This window comes from Dyadobacter fanqingshengii (genome assembly GCF_023822005.2).
In the GTDB taxonomy this organism is placed as follows: Bacteria; Bacteroidota; Bacteroidia; order Cytophagales; family Spirosomataceae; genus Dyadobacter; species Dyadobacter fanqingshengii.
This window is the reverse complement of sequence record NZ_CP098806.1, coordinates 3,683,066-3,699,218: the sequence shown is the minus strand read 5'-3', so window position 1 is coordinate 3,699,218 and position 16,153 is coordinate 3,683,066. Positions and strand designations below refer to the sequence as shown.

At 42.4% G+C, this 16,153-nt stretch carries 12 protein-coding genes; 1 reads left to right on the top strand and 11 read right to left on the bottom strand.

Annotation, left to right across the window (positions count from 1 at the left end):
• Positions 1-32: 32 nt before the first annotated feature.
• The 11 genes from NFI81_RS15345 to aspS all read right to left on the bottom strand — a co-directional run bounded on the left by NFI81_RS15345 (position 33) and on the right by aspS (position 15,134).
• Positions 33-1,151, bottom strand: a complete 1,119-nt coding sequence (locus NFI81_RS15345) for a glycosyltransferase (RefSeq protein ID WP_234611566.1) — start codon at positions 1,149-1,151, stop codon at positions 33-35.
• On the bottom strand, positions 1,120-2,244 hold the full coding sequence (locus NFI81_RS15340; protein ID WP_234611567.1) for a hypothetical protein: 1,125 nt from the start codon (positions 2,242-2,244) through the stop codon (positions 1,120-1,122). Before NFI81_RS15340 ends, NFI81_RS15345 begins: the two co-directional genes overlap by 32 nt.
• Positions 2,245-2,422: 178 nt before the next feature.
• The gene (locus NFI81_RS15335; protein WP_234611568.1) at positions 2,423-3,238 is read right to left on the bottom strand and encodes a hypothetical protein; all 816 of its coding nucleotides are present in this window, start codon (positions 3,236-3,238) and stop codon (positions 2,423-2,425) included.
• A gap of 251 nt (positions 3,239-3,489) precedes the next feature.
• Complete coding sequence (locus NFI81_RS15330) at positions 3,490-4,791, bottom strand: lipopolysaccharide biosynthesis protein (protein WP_255717256.1); 1,302 nt, start codon at positions 4,789-4,791, stop codon at positions 3,490-3,492.
• 161 nt (positions 4,792-4,952) lie between these two features.
• Complete coding sequence (pseI, locus tag NFI81_RS15325) at positions 4,953-5,993, bottom strand: pseudaminic acid synthase (protein ID WP_310589225.1); 1,041 nt, start codon at positions 5,991-5,993, stop codon at positions 4,953-4,955.
• Entirely contained in the window at positions 5,971-7,422 is a 1,452-nt protein-coding gene (pseG, locus tag NFI81_RS15320) for a UDP-2,4-diacetamido-2,4,6-trideoxy-beta-L-altropyranose hydrolase (RefSeq protein ID WP_234611570.1), read from the bottom strand. The genes pseI and pseG overlap by 23 nt, the downstream gene beginning before the upstream one ends.
• A 102-nt stretch (positions 7,423-7,524) precedes the next feature.
• A complete protein-coding gene (gene pseC / locus NFI81_RS15315; protein ID WP_234611571.1) occupies positions 7,525-8,703 on the bottom strand; it encodes a UDP-4-amino-4,6-dideoxy-N-acetyl-beta-L-altrosamine transaminase in 1,179 nt (392 codons plus the stop codon).
• Between the two features lie 11 nt (positions 8,704-8,714).
• Complete coding sequence (gene pseB / locus NFI81_RS15310) at positions 8,715-9,731, bottom strand: UDP-N-acetylglucosamine 4,6-dehydratase (inverting) (RefSeq protein WP_234611572.1); 1,017 nt, start codon at positions 9,729-9,731, stop codon at positions 8,715-8,717.
• A 44-nt stretch (positions 9,732-9,775) separates the two neighbouring features.
• On the bottom strand, positions 9,776-10,825 hold the full coding sequence (locus NFI81_RS15305; RefSeq protein ID WP_234611573.1) for a Wzz/FepE/Etk N-terminal domain-containing protein: 1,050 nt from the start codon (positions 10,823-10,825) through the stop codon (positions 9,776-9,778).
• A gap of 5 nt (positions 10,826-10,830) precedes the next feature.
• Positions 10,831-13,035 carry an SLBB domain-containing protein gene (locus NFI81_RS15300; protein ID WP_234611574.1) on the bottom strand — a complete coding sequence of 735 codons (2,205 nt, stop codon included), beginning with the start codon at positions 13,033-13,035 and terminating at the stop codon, positions 10,831-10,833.
• Positions 13,036-13,376: 341 nt separating this feature from the next.
• Positions 13,377-15,134, bottom strand: coding sequence for an aspartate--tRNA ligase (gene aspS / locus NFI81_RS15295; protein WP_234611575.1), 1,758 nt, complete (start codon positions 15,132-15,134; stop codon positions 13,377-13,379).
• Between the two features lie 92 nt (positions 15,135-15,226).
• Here aspS and NFI81_RS15290 point away from each other — a divergent pair, with 92 nt between their 5' ends.
• The gene (locus tag NFI81_RS15290; protein ID WP_234611576.1) at positions 15,227-16,144 is read left to right on the top strand and encodes a YjiK family protein; all 918 of its coding nucleotides are present in this window, start codon (positions 15,227-15,229) and stop codon (positions 16,142-16,144) included.
• Positions 16,145-16,153: the final 9 nt, after the last annotated feature.

The following is a 16,153-nucleotide window of genomic DNA, read 5'->3' as shown; positions in this document are numbered from 1 at the left end:
GAATTTGCCTGTAACAATCGTGCCAAGTTCCGTTAGTTTAACGCCGTTTTTTGCCTGTATAAAGCGTAATAATTTTCAGCAGTTGAGCGGATATGATAGTTTTTTGCGAATGTCTGGACACAATTTAGTTTTATATGTTCTTTATTATCAGATAGATGAAAATTCATAATTGCTTCCAGATATGCTGCCTGGGTTGTATCGTTGCTGAGGAAGCCATTCACCTTATCTGTAAGCATCTCTTTAATCCCGCCAACTGGGGTGCATATGGGAATACAGCCGAGCGACAGCGCTTCAATCAGGGAAATAGGCATTCCTTCATAATGACTTGATAAGCAAAAGGCATCAGCAATGGACAGGTAATCCACTACATTTTCTTTCGCACCAATCAGATCAATGAAGGGATCCCCTTTGATAAGGTCTTTGAGTTCATTTACAACATTCTGTTCTCTTAAATCCCCAATAATTAGCAGCCTGCATTTTTTGTCAGCAACCCGCCGGTTGAAAGCCTGAACCGAACGCACCAGCATAGCCTGATTTTTCGCTTCCACAACCCGACCTACATTCAACAACAAATACTCCTTTTCATTAACCGGATAAGTCCTCCTCACCTCAGTCAATTCCGGAGTTACATGAAGCTCAGGACGGCCGTTGACAATCAAGTGATCGTTAGTGAGATCATAATAGTTTTTAAATGTGGCCTTGCCATCGAGAGAAATGGTAATTGGCACTACTTTGCCCGTCCTATAATAATAGCTCCTGACTTTTTTTAAAAGGCTGTTCGGGCATTCCTGAGCGGCCCTGTTATGGACTGTATGAAAAGTTTTAATGCCTGACGGGACATTGAAAAAAACATTAATGTTCAGATATTCGAACGAACTGGTATGGGTATTAACAACATCGGGTTTCACCTTGTGAATCCATTGCGTGACTTGCAATAAAACTTTGGGATCGAATCCGGCTTTTTTTCCAAATGAAATATACGTCACCCGGTCGCTAATTTCTGAAACAAAAGAGTTTTGAACAGCATTATCTTTTAATGAAATCAAATAAATCTCTGTATCCTTGATGTTGGCAAGCGCATTGCATAGATCAACAACAAATCTTTCTGCCCCACCTCTGCTAAGAGATGGAATAATGTGGACTATTCTCATTATCTGGATCTAGTTTTTCAGACTTGTTTTGGGCTTGCATTTCAAACAACTTCAAGCCAACATATACTAAGACAAAGTAATTGATTGAATACAAACTGGGCCGCTGAAAGAACACAAGCATTAAAATCAGCATGGAAATGAGGCTGAATATGAAATACTTTCGCCAGGGATGGAAATACGCGAATAGAAAAGCCAGGTAGAAAAGAATGAGTATCCCACGTTCCAAAACAAATACCCGATACGATAATGTTGATCCGCCGTATACTTTCAGCATATAATCTTTTCCACGTCCCGTATACAAATCTGCATCGCTTTCATCAATGAAGCCCTGATACATGGATTCAAAACCTCTGATCCTTGTGTCCCGGTTATTTACAACCCCAACAATCCAGTCGTTCTGCCACTCGAAACGATTGTAAACGCGGTGCGACAATAATGGATCGTCCTTTGTGCTCCTTGCCGCGAAAACAAAGGTTACGTAGGAAATACAAATAAAAACAGTAGAAAAAGCAATACGAAAGGCTAACTGTTTTGTTGATAATAATCGAGTGCTAGAAAAATATATTACTGGTAAGAAAACAATTAGAAAGAAGAGAGATAAAGAAAGAACTCCGGATATTATTAATACCCAGAACTCAAAACGACTAAGCATACGTCGATAGTAGAACATGATGAGGGGAATAATCGTACCGACAACACCTGGCTCATCAAAAACTGAGCTGAACCGATTTTCCACTCCTGCCCTGCTCCAGTAAAAGAACAGATAATTATCATAAACCCGTCCTTTCCCCACCTCACCACGCTGAATAGAGAATAACGGGGGTATATCAAATAGGTTGATGATCAGATAAATGGGTAATCCAATTATCAATAACCAAATAAATAACTTTATGTACCATTGAGCTACTTTAAATCGCTCCTCATCTCTCAGCAGCGCGAAGGTTAAAACTGGGAAAATACCAGAATATAACAACTGAATTGAAGTCAGCAGCGAGTCCTCATTATAATAGGCCCACCAAACAGGAAATATTAATGCCGCGAGAATATAGTTTTTGTAGCTGTTTCTGATCAAAAGCACCAGAAGAGCATACATATTAAGAAATTTCAACCCATATACAAACACACGAACCGGGACAATTGTGCTATAGACTGGGTAGGAATCAAAAAATGCAATTAGCACAAGGTTAATGCATATCAATTTCCGGATATCAATTTTGAGATCCTTTTTGATAGAGATATGGAGTGCAGATACTTTCATACACAATGAAGAACTAATTAAGTAAGATTGATTTTAATTCCTCAGGTGTTCTAACGCAATCAAAACCCCAAATGTGTTTTGCCAATTCATACTGGTCCGAAGTGATCTTTTCCTCAAATACATCAAAGGTGTCGTAAAGCAGTTGATTATCTTTACTCTTTGTGTTCGTTACCTCCGTTTGATAATGATTTCTTAATAAAATGTCCCCACTTTGAGATTTGGATACCAATGCCACATCCTGCTTGAAAAGGTAATTCGGTTTACCCAGAAAAAGACTGTATCCGATATGGGTTCCCGTGCTGTTTGAAATAACCATATCAGCAAGCAAGATGATTGATTTCAACCTATCTAAAAAATACAGGTCGTCTCTGTGACCCGCGGTGGTAAGCTTATAACCCATTTTTTGATAATAATCATGGTCGCCGTTTTGGGCATCTTTCCAGTACATACACACCAGTACCGTATCATACCCGGCTTTTCGTTTTTCGATTTCCAGGCAGAACTGGTTCTTATCATATTCCGCAGCAACTGCCCCAATAGAATGGGTTGGAAAAACCAAAAGAACCCTTCCTAAGCTTGTTTTGGTTTTCGACAAAGCTTCCTGATTGAGAATTCCCTGGGCATAGTGAATGTAAGGGCCAATCAAACTAGGCGTCTTACCTGTTTTTTCTAAGATGAACTGTGACCTGTATTTGCTGAAAGTCAATGTTTTCCTTGCAAGGTTAACTGAATCTGCACGGACGAGATTTCCGATTATGATCCCATGTTCCAGGTAAATTTCGTGGAGTGGAAGACCGTTGTCGTTAATGTCAACTTTACTATATTTCAAGAGCTGAAAAAGTATTCCGTAATAGTTACAGTCATAAAAGTAAAAATGAGGATGATAAGGGAGTGGTGCACTCAATTTTTGAAGATCGAAAATGTCGACCGATTGCCGGGACTTGACCTGCACAGGAAAGTCAGCGGATTTATATCTTTTAACTGCGCAATATATTTTCCGAAAGATTTTCGTTTTTTCGGCCTGTATTACAATTTGCCTTTTTATGTCGTTAATCATAGCGTATGGTGAATTGGGTAATGCTATCTGGCCAGGAGAACGCGAAAATTTAACCAAGGCATTGGATAGACTCTTGCACTAAGAATCATGACAACAATACAGTTGAGCAGACTGATTGTGAAATTTGAATATGCCGCTCCTAGCGGCCCAATGCTACTCACCAAATAATATGATGATGCAACTTGTAGTGCGGAGCAAATAAAAGTAACAATGGCTAGCGATGCGGATCTCTTTACGTAAAAAATGTAAGTAGCGAACATTAAATATACCCCTTGAAAAGCTTGTGAAAATAACGCCCAGCCCACATACATTTTCGCCTCTGCATATTTTGCTGACAAAAAATTGTCTATTGCAAAATTGGACGCAATGGATGCAAGGAATGTTAACAAAAGCAACGCCGCAATGTATAAATAGGTGAATTTGACCAGCTTTTGCTTTTTTGACTCTAAGATACGCTCATCCGTTAATGATAAACTTTTATAGATAAACGGAGCGTAAGCATTGTTGAAAGCAAGCGTCAGAAATGAAATGAGCAGACCAAATTGGAATCCAGCCGCATAGATACCACTTGCGGAAACACCCGCCAGATTTGATACGATGAGCCGATCAGATCCAGCCCTGGCCCAAACGCTCAATGCATGAGGAACCATCGGGAGGCAAAATCTCAGAGTCTCCTTGATGTACAATTTATTATAATAGACGCTTAAATAGCCGCGCTTCCATAATAAAAAGATGCTGATGGATCCATATATGATAGAACTGGTGCCAATGCCAATCAGTCTTCCTCGCCATCCCATGTCAAACATCGTGATCAAAATCAATGATATAGTGACATCACAGATTGTTTGGGAAATCTGGTAACCACCAAAAGCCAATGGACGTTCTTCTAATCTCCAAAGGATTAGGCTTATCGAGCTTAGCACCTGAGAAAGGCCGATTGCCAACCCACTCACGACAAAGATTTGGCCAACAGACAGAAAGTCTTCTATTTGCTTCTGGAATAAAAAAATGACCAGCCCGCAAGTCGTAATTGTTATGGAAATTACAAAGAATATGTTAAATATATATTTGCCAATCTCTGCCTTATCCAATTTATAGAAATTGACTGAAATAATGCTTTGAGAACTGATCCCAATAAATATGACCAGGAAATTGATATAAACATTATAGTTGGCAACAATTCCGTAATCGGCTGGAAGTAAATAATGTGTAAGTAACGGAAGAAGTAAAAACGGAACTGCTTTGTTAACAGCATCTGTTATAACATACAATATACTATTTTTAACAAGCGGATGCTTTTTTATACTGCCAATCCTATGTTTCAAGGTATGCTTGCTATTCAGGTAGCTCAATATAACTTCAATTTAATGTGCTTTCGTAATCCTAGACCGGGAGTTATTATCTTTGGGAGAAATCTAATATGTTGTCTACGGTTCTTGGCTATGATGGCAGGGAAAGTGTATTACATGTATAAAAGCAAAGGTGACTAGGCGATTTTATCCAATGTCATCCGGGATCCTTTTTTCAGGTCCGCGTTAACAGGCTTTCCGAGGATGTCTTTCAAATGTCTTGGATGTAGACCAAAACCCGGACGGATCGAGCGGACATTCGATTCTGTTATGAGCTCTCCGGCCGCAATGTCCTCAACCACATATAAAGATCGAGAAAAGTCCTTTCCTTTTGACTGCTTTTCCGTCAATTTATAGTCTACTACACCGATCGCTTGCTCCGCCTCTCTTACGGATTTCACCATTTCCGAGAATTCCGATTCGTTCATGGAAAATGAAGCGTCCGGGCCTCCGATGGCTCTGTCTAAAATAAAATGCTTTTCAATGATTTTTGCGCCAAGAACGGTAGCTACAACAGGAACAGTGTTACCGATGGTGTGGTCAGAAAGGCCGCTTATAACATTGAACCGTTCTGCAAAGTCTTTAATCATGGTCATATTTGCCTCAGCAATCGGAGCAGGATAGCTCGATGTGCATTTCAGTAACGCAATTTGATCGTTACCCTGTCTTGCACAAGCGTCCAGAGCGAGCCGAATATCTTCTTCTGTGGCTATACCAGTGGAAATAATGACTGGCTTACCCTTGGATGCGACTAATTCAATTAAAGGAATATCGGTGATTTCGAACGAAGCGATCTTATATGCAGGCACATTCAGTTCTTCAAGAAATTCAACGGCAGTAGGGTCGAAAGGAGAAGAAAAACAAACCAATCCTTCTTCTTTTGCCACGCGAAACAATTCCGCATGCCATTCCCACGGGGTATATGCCTCCTTATACAAATCAAAAAGATACTGACCATCCCAAATTGTTCCGCCAATGCGAAAATCATCCAGGCGTGAATCAATGGTAATCGTTTCTGCAGTGTAGGTTTGCAATTTTATGCAATCGGCACCAGCTCGTTTAGCCGCCCTGATCGTTTTTATGGCTGTTTCAAGGCTGCCATTATGGTTAGCCGACAGTTCTGCGATGATAAATACAGGACTGTTTTTATTTATATCAAATGTTCCTATTTTCATCATGAATGTTCATAGTGTATTTATAATTCTCACCATCATGCTCTCTCTCAAATCCAAATCGTTCAAATGTTCTGCAAGATGAAATGTTATCTGGCATTACAATTCCGGAAAGCCGTTCTATTTTGTCTTCGGAAGCTTCACCGAGGGACAGAATGCCCTTTTTTAACATCACAGCCCCCAAGCCCTGGCCATGATAATCTGGATCCAGCAGATAACTTATAACCGCATCACCATCATTCAAATCAAATCGAATGGAGCCAACAGGTTTTCCGCAAAACAATGCAATATAAAATATACATTTCGGATCTGTCCATTTTCTGGAAAGCCAGGCAAGGTGGTCGTCAAATTGTATTGTACTTTGGCTAAGGGAATATTGGCGGACCTTCTTATCGGATGCCCATTGGTATGTCAATTCCGCGTCTTCAATGGTAACCCTGCGGAGATGAAAATCACGTTCTTTAACCAGCTGCTGAAAAAGTTTGTTAATGCGCTCGCCAGACTGTCCATCAACAAGCCGGGCACCCTTTACATGTTCTTGTGAAAAGTAATTCTTAACCGCGAGGAAAAGATTTTCTTCTGAAAAATTTTCAGCACTGATAAAAGCATTTGCCCTCTTGTAATTCTCAAAGACAAATATCTGATTATCAACATACATTCCCGAAATAATCTTTGCGCCTGAAGTAAGTGCTTCTGTCAAAATCCCACTTGCTGGAACAATGCAGAGATCAGCCTCTGACATTCGTTGCGCCATTTCCTCCGCGCTGATATTATGATAATGAACAACGTTATCCTGCTGTTCCAATATTTCATCTAACGACTGTTGATGACTATATGCAGTCCCGGTTACTATTGCTATGTTTTTAAACTGGCTGAAAGTCGACACTACACTTAATGCTACTTTTGTCAGATTTCTGCTATCCGAACCTCCGAAACAAATCAGAACGGAAGCACTATCAACTTGCACACGCTCTTTTACGGCAAGTTCTAAAAATGCGGGACGGATTAATGCATAGGAGGGGCCAAGTGCAAATTGCGTGTATGGTTGTGCGTTATATTCCTGTGGGGATACGCAGGGTGTATGATTTAAAATCAGATCTGCATAAGAAGGTTTCTCGTGCAGATCGTCAATACAAATTAACTGGCACCCAATTTTTTTAATTGCTTGCTGGTAATCACTTTCAAGCTCATAACTGTCGACTACAACCATGTCTTCGGGCGTTAAGACAGACAATAGCTCATTGTCGTTTTGAAGGATAAGAAGGGCAAAGCCTGCATCCCGGATTTCGACAGCAATGCTATCGGGAATTTGTTTGCATGCAAAATGAATGTTAAAGCTGTCATCCAGCATTTTTGACAAAGCTATACACCTGACGAGATGACCAAGGCCAATGCTGGAACTTCCATCCGTTCTGATATATAATTTACTTATCATAAAGCAATTTGTATTTCATTTCCGCCATCAACCAATCCGATGGTGTGTCTATATCCTGCACTTGTTCTTCGACAGGATTATCAATGTATGATTGCCAAGCAGTTACCCATTGTTATAATAATCGTTAACAGCATCTATTACAAACGACTGCTCTTCATCCGTCAACGTGGGATACATGGGCAGGCTGATACATCCACGATAGTACGCTTCGGCGTTTGGCATATCACCGATTTTCCACCCCAAGCCTTGATAATAGGGCATTAAATGGCAAGGTATATAGTGTATTTGCGCAAAAATCTCTTTTCCCCGCAGGTAATTGTATAAACCTAACCGATCCTCAACCTCAATAATATACAGGTGATACGCATGGCCTGTTACCACGCCGCTTTGTCCATATATGAATGCTTTGTTAGAAAACGCAGCCTGGTAAGTTGCAGCAATTGCCCTGCGTTTTTCAAGGCCGGCGTCGGCCCTTTTAAGCTGGCTTACGCCCAACGCAGCCTGAAAATCCGTCAAGCGGTAATTGTAACCCAAGGTTTGCATTTCCATGTACCAGCCCGGATACTGTTCCGCTCCACCGGCCAGCTCAATGCTGTTTATATACAGATCATTCGATTTTACAATCCCATGTGTTCTGAGCGCAAGCAATTTCTGATACAATTCCAAGTTATTGGTCGTGATCATTCCGCCTTCTCCGCAAGCAATATGCTTGACCGGATGAAAGCTAAAAATGGCGAGATCCGCAAAGTTGCTGTTTCCGCATAGCTGATGATTTCCAGCAGAGTCTGTAAAAAAACCACCCGGCGCATGACAAGCGTCTTCAATGATCCATAGGCCAAATTCATCCGCCAACTCTTTGAAAGCTTCCAGATCCACGGCGCTGCCTGCAAAATCAACCGGAACAATGCCTTTATATGTCCCTTGGGCGGCGTTTTCCAGCAAGTTTCGTACTGAATGTATATCAATCAGATAGCTTGAAGGGTCGATATCTGCAAATACAACCTCCCCTCCGCAATAGCGGATGCAGTTCGCCGAGGCTGCGAAAGTAATCGAGGTGGTTATCACTTTATCACCAGGATTTACACCTAATGCAAGTGTACACAAATGCAACGCAGCGGTGCCATTTGCCACCGCAACCGCGTATTTCGACCCTACATATTCAGCAAAAGCAGTTTCAAATTGCTGAATATTGGGACCTTGGGTAAGATAATCTGACTTTAACACCTCGGTAACGACTCTAATGTCTTCCTCGGTTATATTTTGCTTTCCGTATGGGATCATTCAAAGAAGAATTAAACTGTGAAGTCGGGATCTACGTGCTCTACGATCAAAGCCCGCAAACTTTCAACCGTTTCCCATTCTGTATTATCTCCGGAATTGTAGGAGAAACCGTCCGGCACTTTCGTCGCATTGAAGTGACTAATGAAGTTTGAAATGCTCCAAACAGGTGTCTGAGGGACTATAACATAATATTTGCCCAGATCATAAGTAAAGAATGAGTCGGATGTAGTGATCATTTCCTCGTGAATCTTTTCTCCCGGACGGATGCCAATGACGCGGTGCTCGCACTCTGGTCCGATCGCTTCTGCGATATCAAGTATCTTATAGGATGGAATTTTCGGAACGAAAAGTTCTCCTCCCCAGGCTGTCTCCAATGCATGCAAAACCATGTCCACGCCGCCTTTAAGCGAGATGTTGAAGCGGGTCATGTTTTCCACTGTAATCGGTAACACACCTTCCTTTTTCTTATTAATAAAGAAAGGAATCACCGATCCGTTTGAGCCCATCACATTTCCATATCTAACTACTGAAAACTTAATGGGATTGCGTCCGCGGATATTATTGGCCGCGATAAACAGTTTATCCGAAGTAAGCTTCGTGGCGCCGTATAAATTGATCGGGGCCGCCGCTTTGTCAGTTGATAACGCAACCACATGGCTTACCTCCGTATCCAGCGCCGCAGCGATGACGTTTTGAGCACCATTGATATTGGTCTTAACACATTCGGTAGGGTTGTATTCAGCAATATGCACATGCTTCATAGCTGCTGCATGTATTACAAAGTCAATTCCTTTAAAAGCTCTCCGTAAACGTTCCTCATCTCTCACATCACCAATAAAAAAACGAATCTGGGGATATTTGTTTGGTGTGTATTCCTGCGCCATCTGAAATTGCTTTTGTTCATCTCTGGACAAGATGACAAGCCTTTTCACATTAGGCCATCTTTCGAAAATCGTTGCGGTTAATGCTTTACCTAAAGAACCAGTTCCTCCTGTTATAAGTATCGATTTACCGGTCAAATCTAGCATGTTAGTGAGATTTAGTTTAAAAATAGTTTTACAGATGTATAGTGCTAAACAAGTTGCTTGTGAAGCTTTTCCTTGAAGAAAATGATATAGGTAAGCGTCGCAAAGAGGCCTAAAACTGAAAAAATGATTCCGATAAAGAGACGTTTTGGGCTACTTTTGGCTAGTGGGACGCGCACGGGCTCAAGAACTTTAAAAACCGGTTTCTCTTCTTTTTCACGAATTTTAAATTGCTCCATCTTCGTGGACAGATCCGAATATATTGCCTGGGAAAGCACATACTCGGCTTGCAGCCTTTGTTCTTCAATCCTGGCCACATTCAGAAAAGTGTTTCTATGGGTATCCCTGTAAGCTTGCAAGGCATATTCAGCGCTTTGTTGCCTTTTTCTGGCTTCCTGCACACGTTTCTGGAGAAAGTCAACCTGCTGCGTGGTTTTGGAAATGGTGTAATCGCTGACGTATTCAATCAAATATTTCTCGCTGGCATCAACCACCATTGCTGCAACAACCGGATCGGTCATTTCACTTTCAATTGTAATGATCCCATCAGTGGTTCCAACTGTGGCTTGCACCAGGTTTTTCGCGGCATTCACCATCCTTTCCTGCTTGGACGTAAACGCAAGGATCTTAATGTTGGGATTGGGAGATTTAGCTTTAGTGTCTTCCTTAGGTGTTCTTCCAAAAGACATTAAGCTGGACAGAAAACTCTGTGAGCTGTCTCGGTTCATGTAGCTTTCCAGAGAAGGGTAGGATACATTATTTTCGTCAACAACCGGAATTTTCAACAAATACTGTCCGAAAGGAATTGTTGAAAGAATGTTCGGGTATAGTTCAGGAACCAATTTGCCGCTTGGATCAGATCCGCCGCCCAAAGCCATGCTAAAAAAGGAGCTGTTTCTACTGGAACCAAGTTCGGGCAACAGGATGGTCTGCGCGGTATATCTCTTAGCAAGCAAGAAACTGAACGCCACCCCGATAATAGCCGACAGTACGGCAGCAGCTATAAGAACCAATAAGTATTTTTTGAAAAACCCCAGAACCTCAAAAAAGCTTATTTCAAGTGTGTCGGTGTTTTTATCAGATTGTATCTCAGCCATACAGTTTATAGAATTCTTATTAAAGCAATGGCCAAAGTTGTGAATAACGAGATGATAGCTAACCTTTCACCGCGAGACATGGGCTGTTCAGGCTTTGGTTCCTTCACAGGAACTGTCACAGTAGATCCGGGTTCAACCTTGGGGTAGGATCTGAAGAATAAAAACTTGCTTGTGCGATGCGTTCTTCCGTTGGGATACGAAACATAGATCCTGTTCTTCCGAGCTCTCTCGATGAATCCACCCGCTTGCGAAATGTATTCATGAAAATTGAATCCAGGATCAAAATTCACCAAAGATGGGTTATAAACTCCACCTTGAATCCGTACCATTTCCGATTTTTTGGGAACATAAATTGTGTCGCCGTCAGCAAGAAGCAAGTTGGACGGCAGAGAAGGTTTTTCTAAAACCGCTTTTAAATCCAATGCCACCAGTTCTTGTTTCCGGTAGAATCTGGCACCTTCAATGTATGCTTCTTTCTTCATTCCGCCTGCTTTTGGGAACAGATCAGATATTTTTTCAAAATTGTTGAGGATCGTGTAAGTGCCTGGATAAGTTACTTCACCAAAAATGGTTACCATTTTCTGGGATTCATATCTTGGTGATTTACGCACCAGCACAATGTCATACGGGTGTAGCGCGAACTTCTGGTCGAGCTCATTCAGCGTGAGGTTGTCCGCAACGTCCAGCGTGAAAATCCGTACATTCTGATCATTTGGAAGTCCGGTCGTATCATTCTTGACCCTTCTGGAAACTTCAATGCGATAGGGAATACCGCCTTCTGTGTAGCCGCCTGCCTGGAAAATCAAATCGGCAATGGTGATGTCTTTATAATAGTAGTATTCACCTGGATTGATTACTGAGCCGCGTACGGACAGAAATGTGAATTCTTTCAGGTCTTCGACTGACTTGATCGTAAGAATGTCGCCTGGCAATAATACGATGTCCGGAATTTCATTATTTAATAATTTTCTTAAATCAATGGCGACAAGCCCTGTCTGCGTGTCTCCGCTGGATCTTTCAAGTAATGCACGATTCAGGAACGCTCTTGGACTAATCCCCTCTGAGATCGTTATTAATTCTTTGACAGTCTTTGTACGCTCGTCCAGGGCATAAATGCCCGGCCTGGTAACGGCGCCCCGCACTTCAACCTGGTTTGCGACAACATCAAGTATTTTTTTGACACTAAATATGTCGCCATTTTTTGGTACAAATGTTCCGACCTGAACAGAATCAATGCTTCCGATCACGAAATTAGTACCAGTATTTCTCTGGTATTGAATCAATTTGGTGGACGCCTCAGGAGTAAAGCCGCCTGCGTATTTGAACAAATCCTTCACTGTCTCACCGGCTTTCGCCTCAAAGATCCCTGTCTTCTTAACCTCGCCTGTGAGTTCTATACGGGTATCGTAGGGGCGAATTAGAATGATGTCCTGGTCTTGCAGAGAAATGTTGTCTCGTAAATCCGCGTCTATGAGGAACCGGTAAAGGTCAATTTGGCGAATAATCTGATTATTACGAATTACCTCAATGTTACGATAAGAACCGTTACGTCCCGGACCTCCCGAAACATAAAGTGCGTTAAAAGCAGTCGTTAATGAGGAAACTGTGTAAGTGCCAGGCCTGACAACCTCGCCGGTGATCATGACACGGATACTGCGTACATTGCCAAGGGTGATCGTAGAGTATGTTCCTGAGCCGGGGCGGTTAAGGCTCGAATATGCTTGTCTTAACCTGTTAACAATTCGTTCGCTGGCTTGCTCAATGGTAAGTCCGTTGACGTAAACCGGCGCTAGATTGAGCATTTTAACCGTTCCTTCGGGACTGATCTTCATGCGGAAGTTGTCTACCGAGTTTCCGTAAATGTCAACAACAAGTTCGTCATCCGGCCCGAGTATGTAGTTTCTCGGCGTTGGTATTCTGAGGTTGGGCTCGAAAGTGGTGGAAGTTCTGCGGAAGAAAGACGAACCAAATGTCCGGTTCAGTCTTCTGTATCTTGCTCTTCCTGCTGCTGTTGTATCCCTTTCGTTATTTGTTTCGTCTTCTAACTCATCCAGATCATCCTGCTCCCTGGTTTCGTCCAGCTGGTCACGATTGGGGTCGTTTTTCGTGTTGTCTTTTGATGTTTGTTCCAGGCGTTTGCGCATGGCAGAAATATCATCCAGCGTGTAACCTCTCTGCAAAGCCGCTTTTTCAATGTCCATATCAGACATCCCTGACTGCTTGGCCTGATTGTAAAATTCAATAGCCTGTGAATTAGAAACAGGTGGCTGAGTGGTTTGTGTTGGATTCGGTTGACTCGGTACGGTGGTCGGAGTTTGTGGCGCTGGATCTTGGGCTCGGGTAGCTGTACTTACCAGTAGGATAAAAAAAGCTATCCGAATGGCGCTTAATTTTTTAGATAAATAATGCATGCAGTGTTAATTATATTAAATGGCGTCGAAACGCATTTTAAATTGATCCGGGGTGCTCGAATAAGCAAGCAGCAAAACTACGAAATCTTACAATAATTAAATTCCCCGCGATAAATATATTAATCCAATAAGTATTTAAACTATTCTACTTTGATCGCCAGTTCCTTTAATTGTGCATCCGATATAACAGACGGAGAATCAATCATAACATCACGCCCTGAGTTATTTTTAGGAAACGCGATAAAGTCCCTGATCGAATCTGCTCCGCCGAAAATCGAACAAAGACGGTCAAATCCAAACGCGATTCCTGCATGAGGAGGAGCGCCAAATTCGAATGCATTCATTAGGAATCCAAATTGCTCCTGAGCCTCTTCTTCGGTAAATCCAAGTATTCCGAACATTTGCTTTTGCAGCTCTTTTTCGAAAATCCTGACTGAACCTCCGCCCACTTCAACGCCGTTGATCACCATATCGTATGCATTGGCCCGAACCGCTCCTAAATTTTTGTCCAGCAAAGGAATATCTTCCGGCTTCGGACTGGTAAAAGGATGGTGCATGGCAAACCAGCGATTTTCAGCTTCTCCATATTCCAAAAGTGGGAAATCCAGCACCCATAATGCGCTGTACTCGTCCGAACTTCTCAGCCCTAACCTCGTTCCCATTTCCAGGCGGAGTTCATTCAATTGCTTGCGCGCTTTGTCTGCGGCTCCCGAAATGATCAGGATCAAATCTCCCGGTTTAGCATTAAACGCCTCAGCCCATTTCTTAATGTCTTCTTCGGCGTAGAATTTGTCAACGGACGATTTCAGTGAACCATCGGTATTATATCGCACATAAATGAGCCCTTTTGCTCCTATTTGCGGACGTTTCAGCCACTCCGTTAATTCATCCAGTTGTTTGCGGGTATATACGGCGCTATCCGGTGCACAAATGCCTACAACCAGTTCGGCATCATCAAAAACACTGAAACCTTTGCCCGAAGTAAGGTCTTGCGCAGCTCCTTTCAATTCAACAAATTGCATATCAAACCTGATATCCGGCTTGTCTGAGCCATACAGGCGCATGGCATCTGCATAAGTCATGCGGGGAACTTCCGGCAGATCCAGTCCTTTTACTTTGCTGAATAAGTTACGGATAAGCCCTTCAAATGTATTTAAAACGTCTTCCTGCGTCACAAAGGACATTTCACAGTCGATCTGTGTAAATTCCGGCTGGCGGTCCGCACGTAGATCTTCATCACGGAAACATTTCACAATCTGATAATAACGGTCAAAGCCTGCTACCATCAGCAATTGTTTAAATGTTTGCGGTGATTGCGGCAAAGCATAAAATTCACCCGGGTTCATGCGACTTGGAACCACAAAGTCCCGTGCGCCTTCCGGTGTGGATTTTATTAATACGGGTGTTTCAACCTCAATAAAGTCAAGCTCATCCAGGTAGGCACGTGTGTGACGCGCAACCTGATGTCTTAATTGTAAATTTTTACGAACATTATTTCTTCTCAAATCCAGATATCTGTATTTCATCCGGATATCGTCGCCACCGTCCGTTTCGTCCTCGATCAGGAAGGGAGGCAATTTTGCAGGATTCAATATATTTAGTTCAGAAATGCGGATCTCGATATCACCCGTGGCGATTTTATCATTTTTCGAAAGCCTTTCGATCACCTGACCTTTTGCTGAAATAACAAACTCGCGACCTAATGAACGTGCAATTTCAAGCACATTAGCCTGTGTTTTTCCTTCTTCAAACAGAAGCTGAGTTATTCCATAGCGGTCACGCAAATCAAGCCAGATCATGCCGCCCTTATCGCGGACACGCTGAACCCATCCACACAATACAACCTCTTGATTTACATGTTCTAAGCTTAACTCTCCACAGGTATGGGTACGTAACATATAACTTTTTTAATACTGATATAGTAAAACTGCCTGATAATAAATGGCGCAAAAGTACGTATTTTTAGCAAATCTAACATGAAGTGTTTTCTATGAAATTATATAAAAGGCTGAGCGGACAAATAGGAGTGGTTCTGTCGTCCATTATTTTTTGTGTTACCTGTGCATGCGATCCTCCCCCGAAACCAGACGAAACGCCAACCGCCGATTTCGAAACAACCCCTCAAAAAGTCGCTATAACACCAGGCATTGTTGATGAAGCTTCCGGAATTGTTGCGAGTTACAATATGCCCGGTAATTTTTGGGTCAACCAGGATTCCGGCCAGCCTAATTCATTGTATTTGCTGAGTGCAGATGGGAAGAATATTAAGGAAATGAACATTCCAGGCTCGGCTAACCGCGATTGGGAAGATGTTGCAGCTGGTCCCGGGCCAAATGCTGGAGTGAATTATTTATATATCGGCGACATTGGCAATAATAATGAGCCGAAAAGTCAGGTAGGCGTAATTTTCCGGATCCCCGAGGTGGCCAATGCCAATGCGGGTTTTGATGGCTCGAAGTTGGAAAAGATCACATTCAGTTATCCCGATGGTCCGAGGGATGCGGAATCGTTAATGCTCGATCCGGCCTCGAAAGATTTGTTTATTATTTCAAAGGAAGGCCAAAATACAGGCATTTACCGGCTTGCATTCCCCCAATCCACAACCGAAACCATAGTCGCGGAAAAAATGGGAACCGTTCCTGGCGTAGGATTGGTTACGGGTGGAAATATTTCCAAAGATGGCAGCGAAATTCTCATCAGAACTTATCTTGCAGTATATTACTGGAAAGTGAAAACGGGAGAATCTATCGGGCAAACCTTGACCCAGCCTTCCACAAAGCAATTATTGGTTGCGCTTGAGCCGCAGGGCGAGGCGGTTTGTATGGATGCCGATGGAAAAGGTTTCTATACAATCAGCGAAAGATCCAGTGCCGCGAGCGTCACTTTGAATTTTTACAAGAGAAAATAAACAAAAGCC

Excerpts from the sequence above, each read along its gene's own strand:
- NFI81_RS15290 (WP_234611576.1), top strand. The coding sequence starts at position 15,227 with ATGAAATTATATAAAAGGCTGAGCGGACAAATAGGAGTGGTTCTGTCG.
- pseG (WP_234611570.1), bottom strand. The coding sequence starts at position 7,422 with ATGATAAGTAAATTATATATCAGAACGGATGGAAGTTCCAGCATTGGC.
- NFI81_RS15345 (WP_234611566.1), bottom strand. The coding sequence starts at position 1,151 with ATGAGAATAGTCCACATTATTCCATCTCTTAGCAGAGGTGGGGCAGAA.
- NFI81_RS15340 (WP_234611567.1), bottom strand. The coding sequence starts at position 2,244 with ATGTATGCTCTTCTGGTGCTTTTGATCAGAAACAGCTACAAAAACTAT.
- NFI81_RS15300 (WP_234611574.1), bottom strand. The coding sequence starts at position 13,035 with ATGTCTGATATGGACATTGAAAAAGCGGCTTTGCAGAGAGGTTACACG.
- pseB (WP_234611572.1), bottom strand. The coding sequence starts at position 9,731 with ATGCTAGATTTGACCGGTAAATCGATACTTATAACAGGAGGAACTGGT.
- aspS (WP_234611575.1), bottom strand. The coding sequence starts at position 15,134 with ATGTTACGTACCCATACCTGTGGAGAGTTAAGCTTAGAACATGTAAAT.
- pseC (WP_234611571.1), bottom strand. The coding sequence starts at position 8,703 with ATGATCCCATACGGAAAGCAAAATATAACCGAGGAAGACATTAGAGTC.
- pseI (WP_310589225.1), bottom strand. The coding sequence starts at position 5,993 with ATGATGAAAATAGGAACATTTGATATAAATAAAAACAGTCCTGTATTT.
- NFI81_RS15305 (WP_234611573.1), bottom strand. The coding sequence starts at position 10,825 with ATGGCTGAGATACAATCTGATAAAAACACCGACACACTTGAAATAAGC.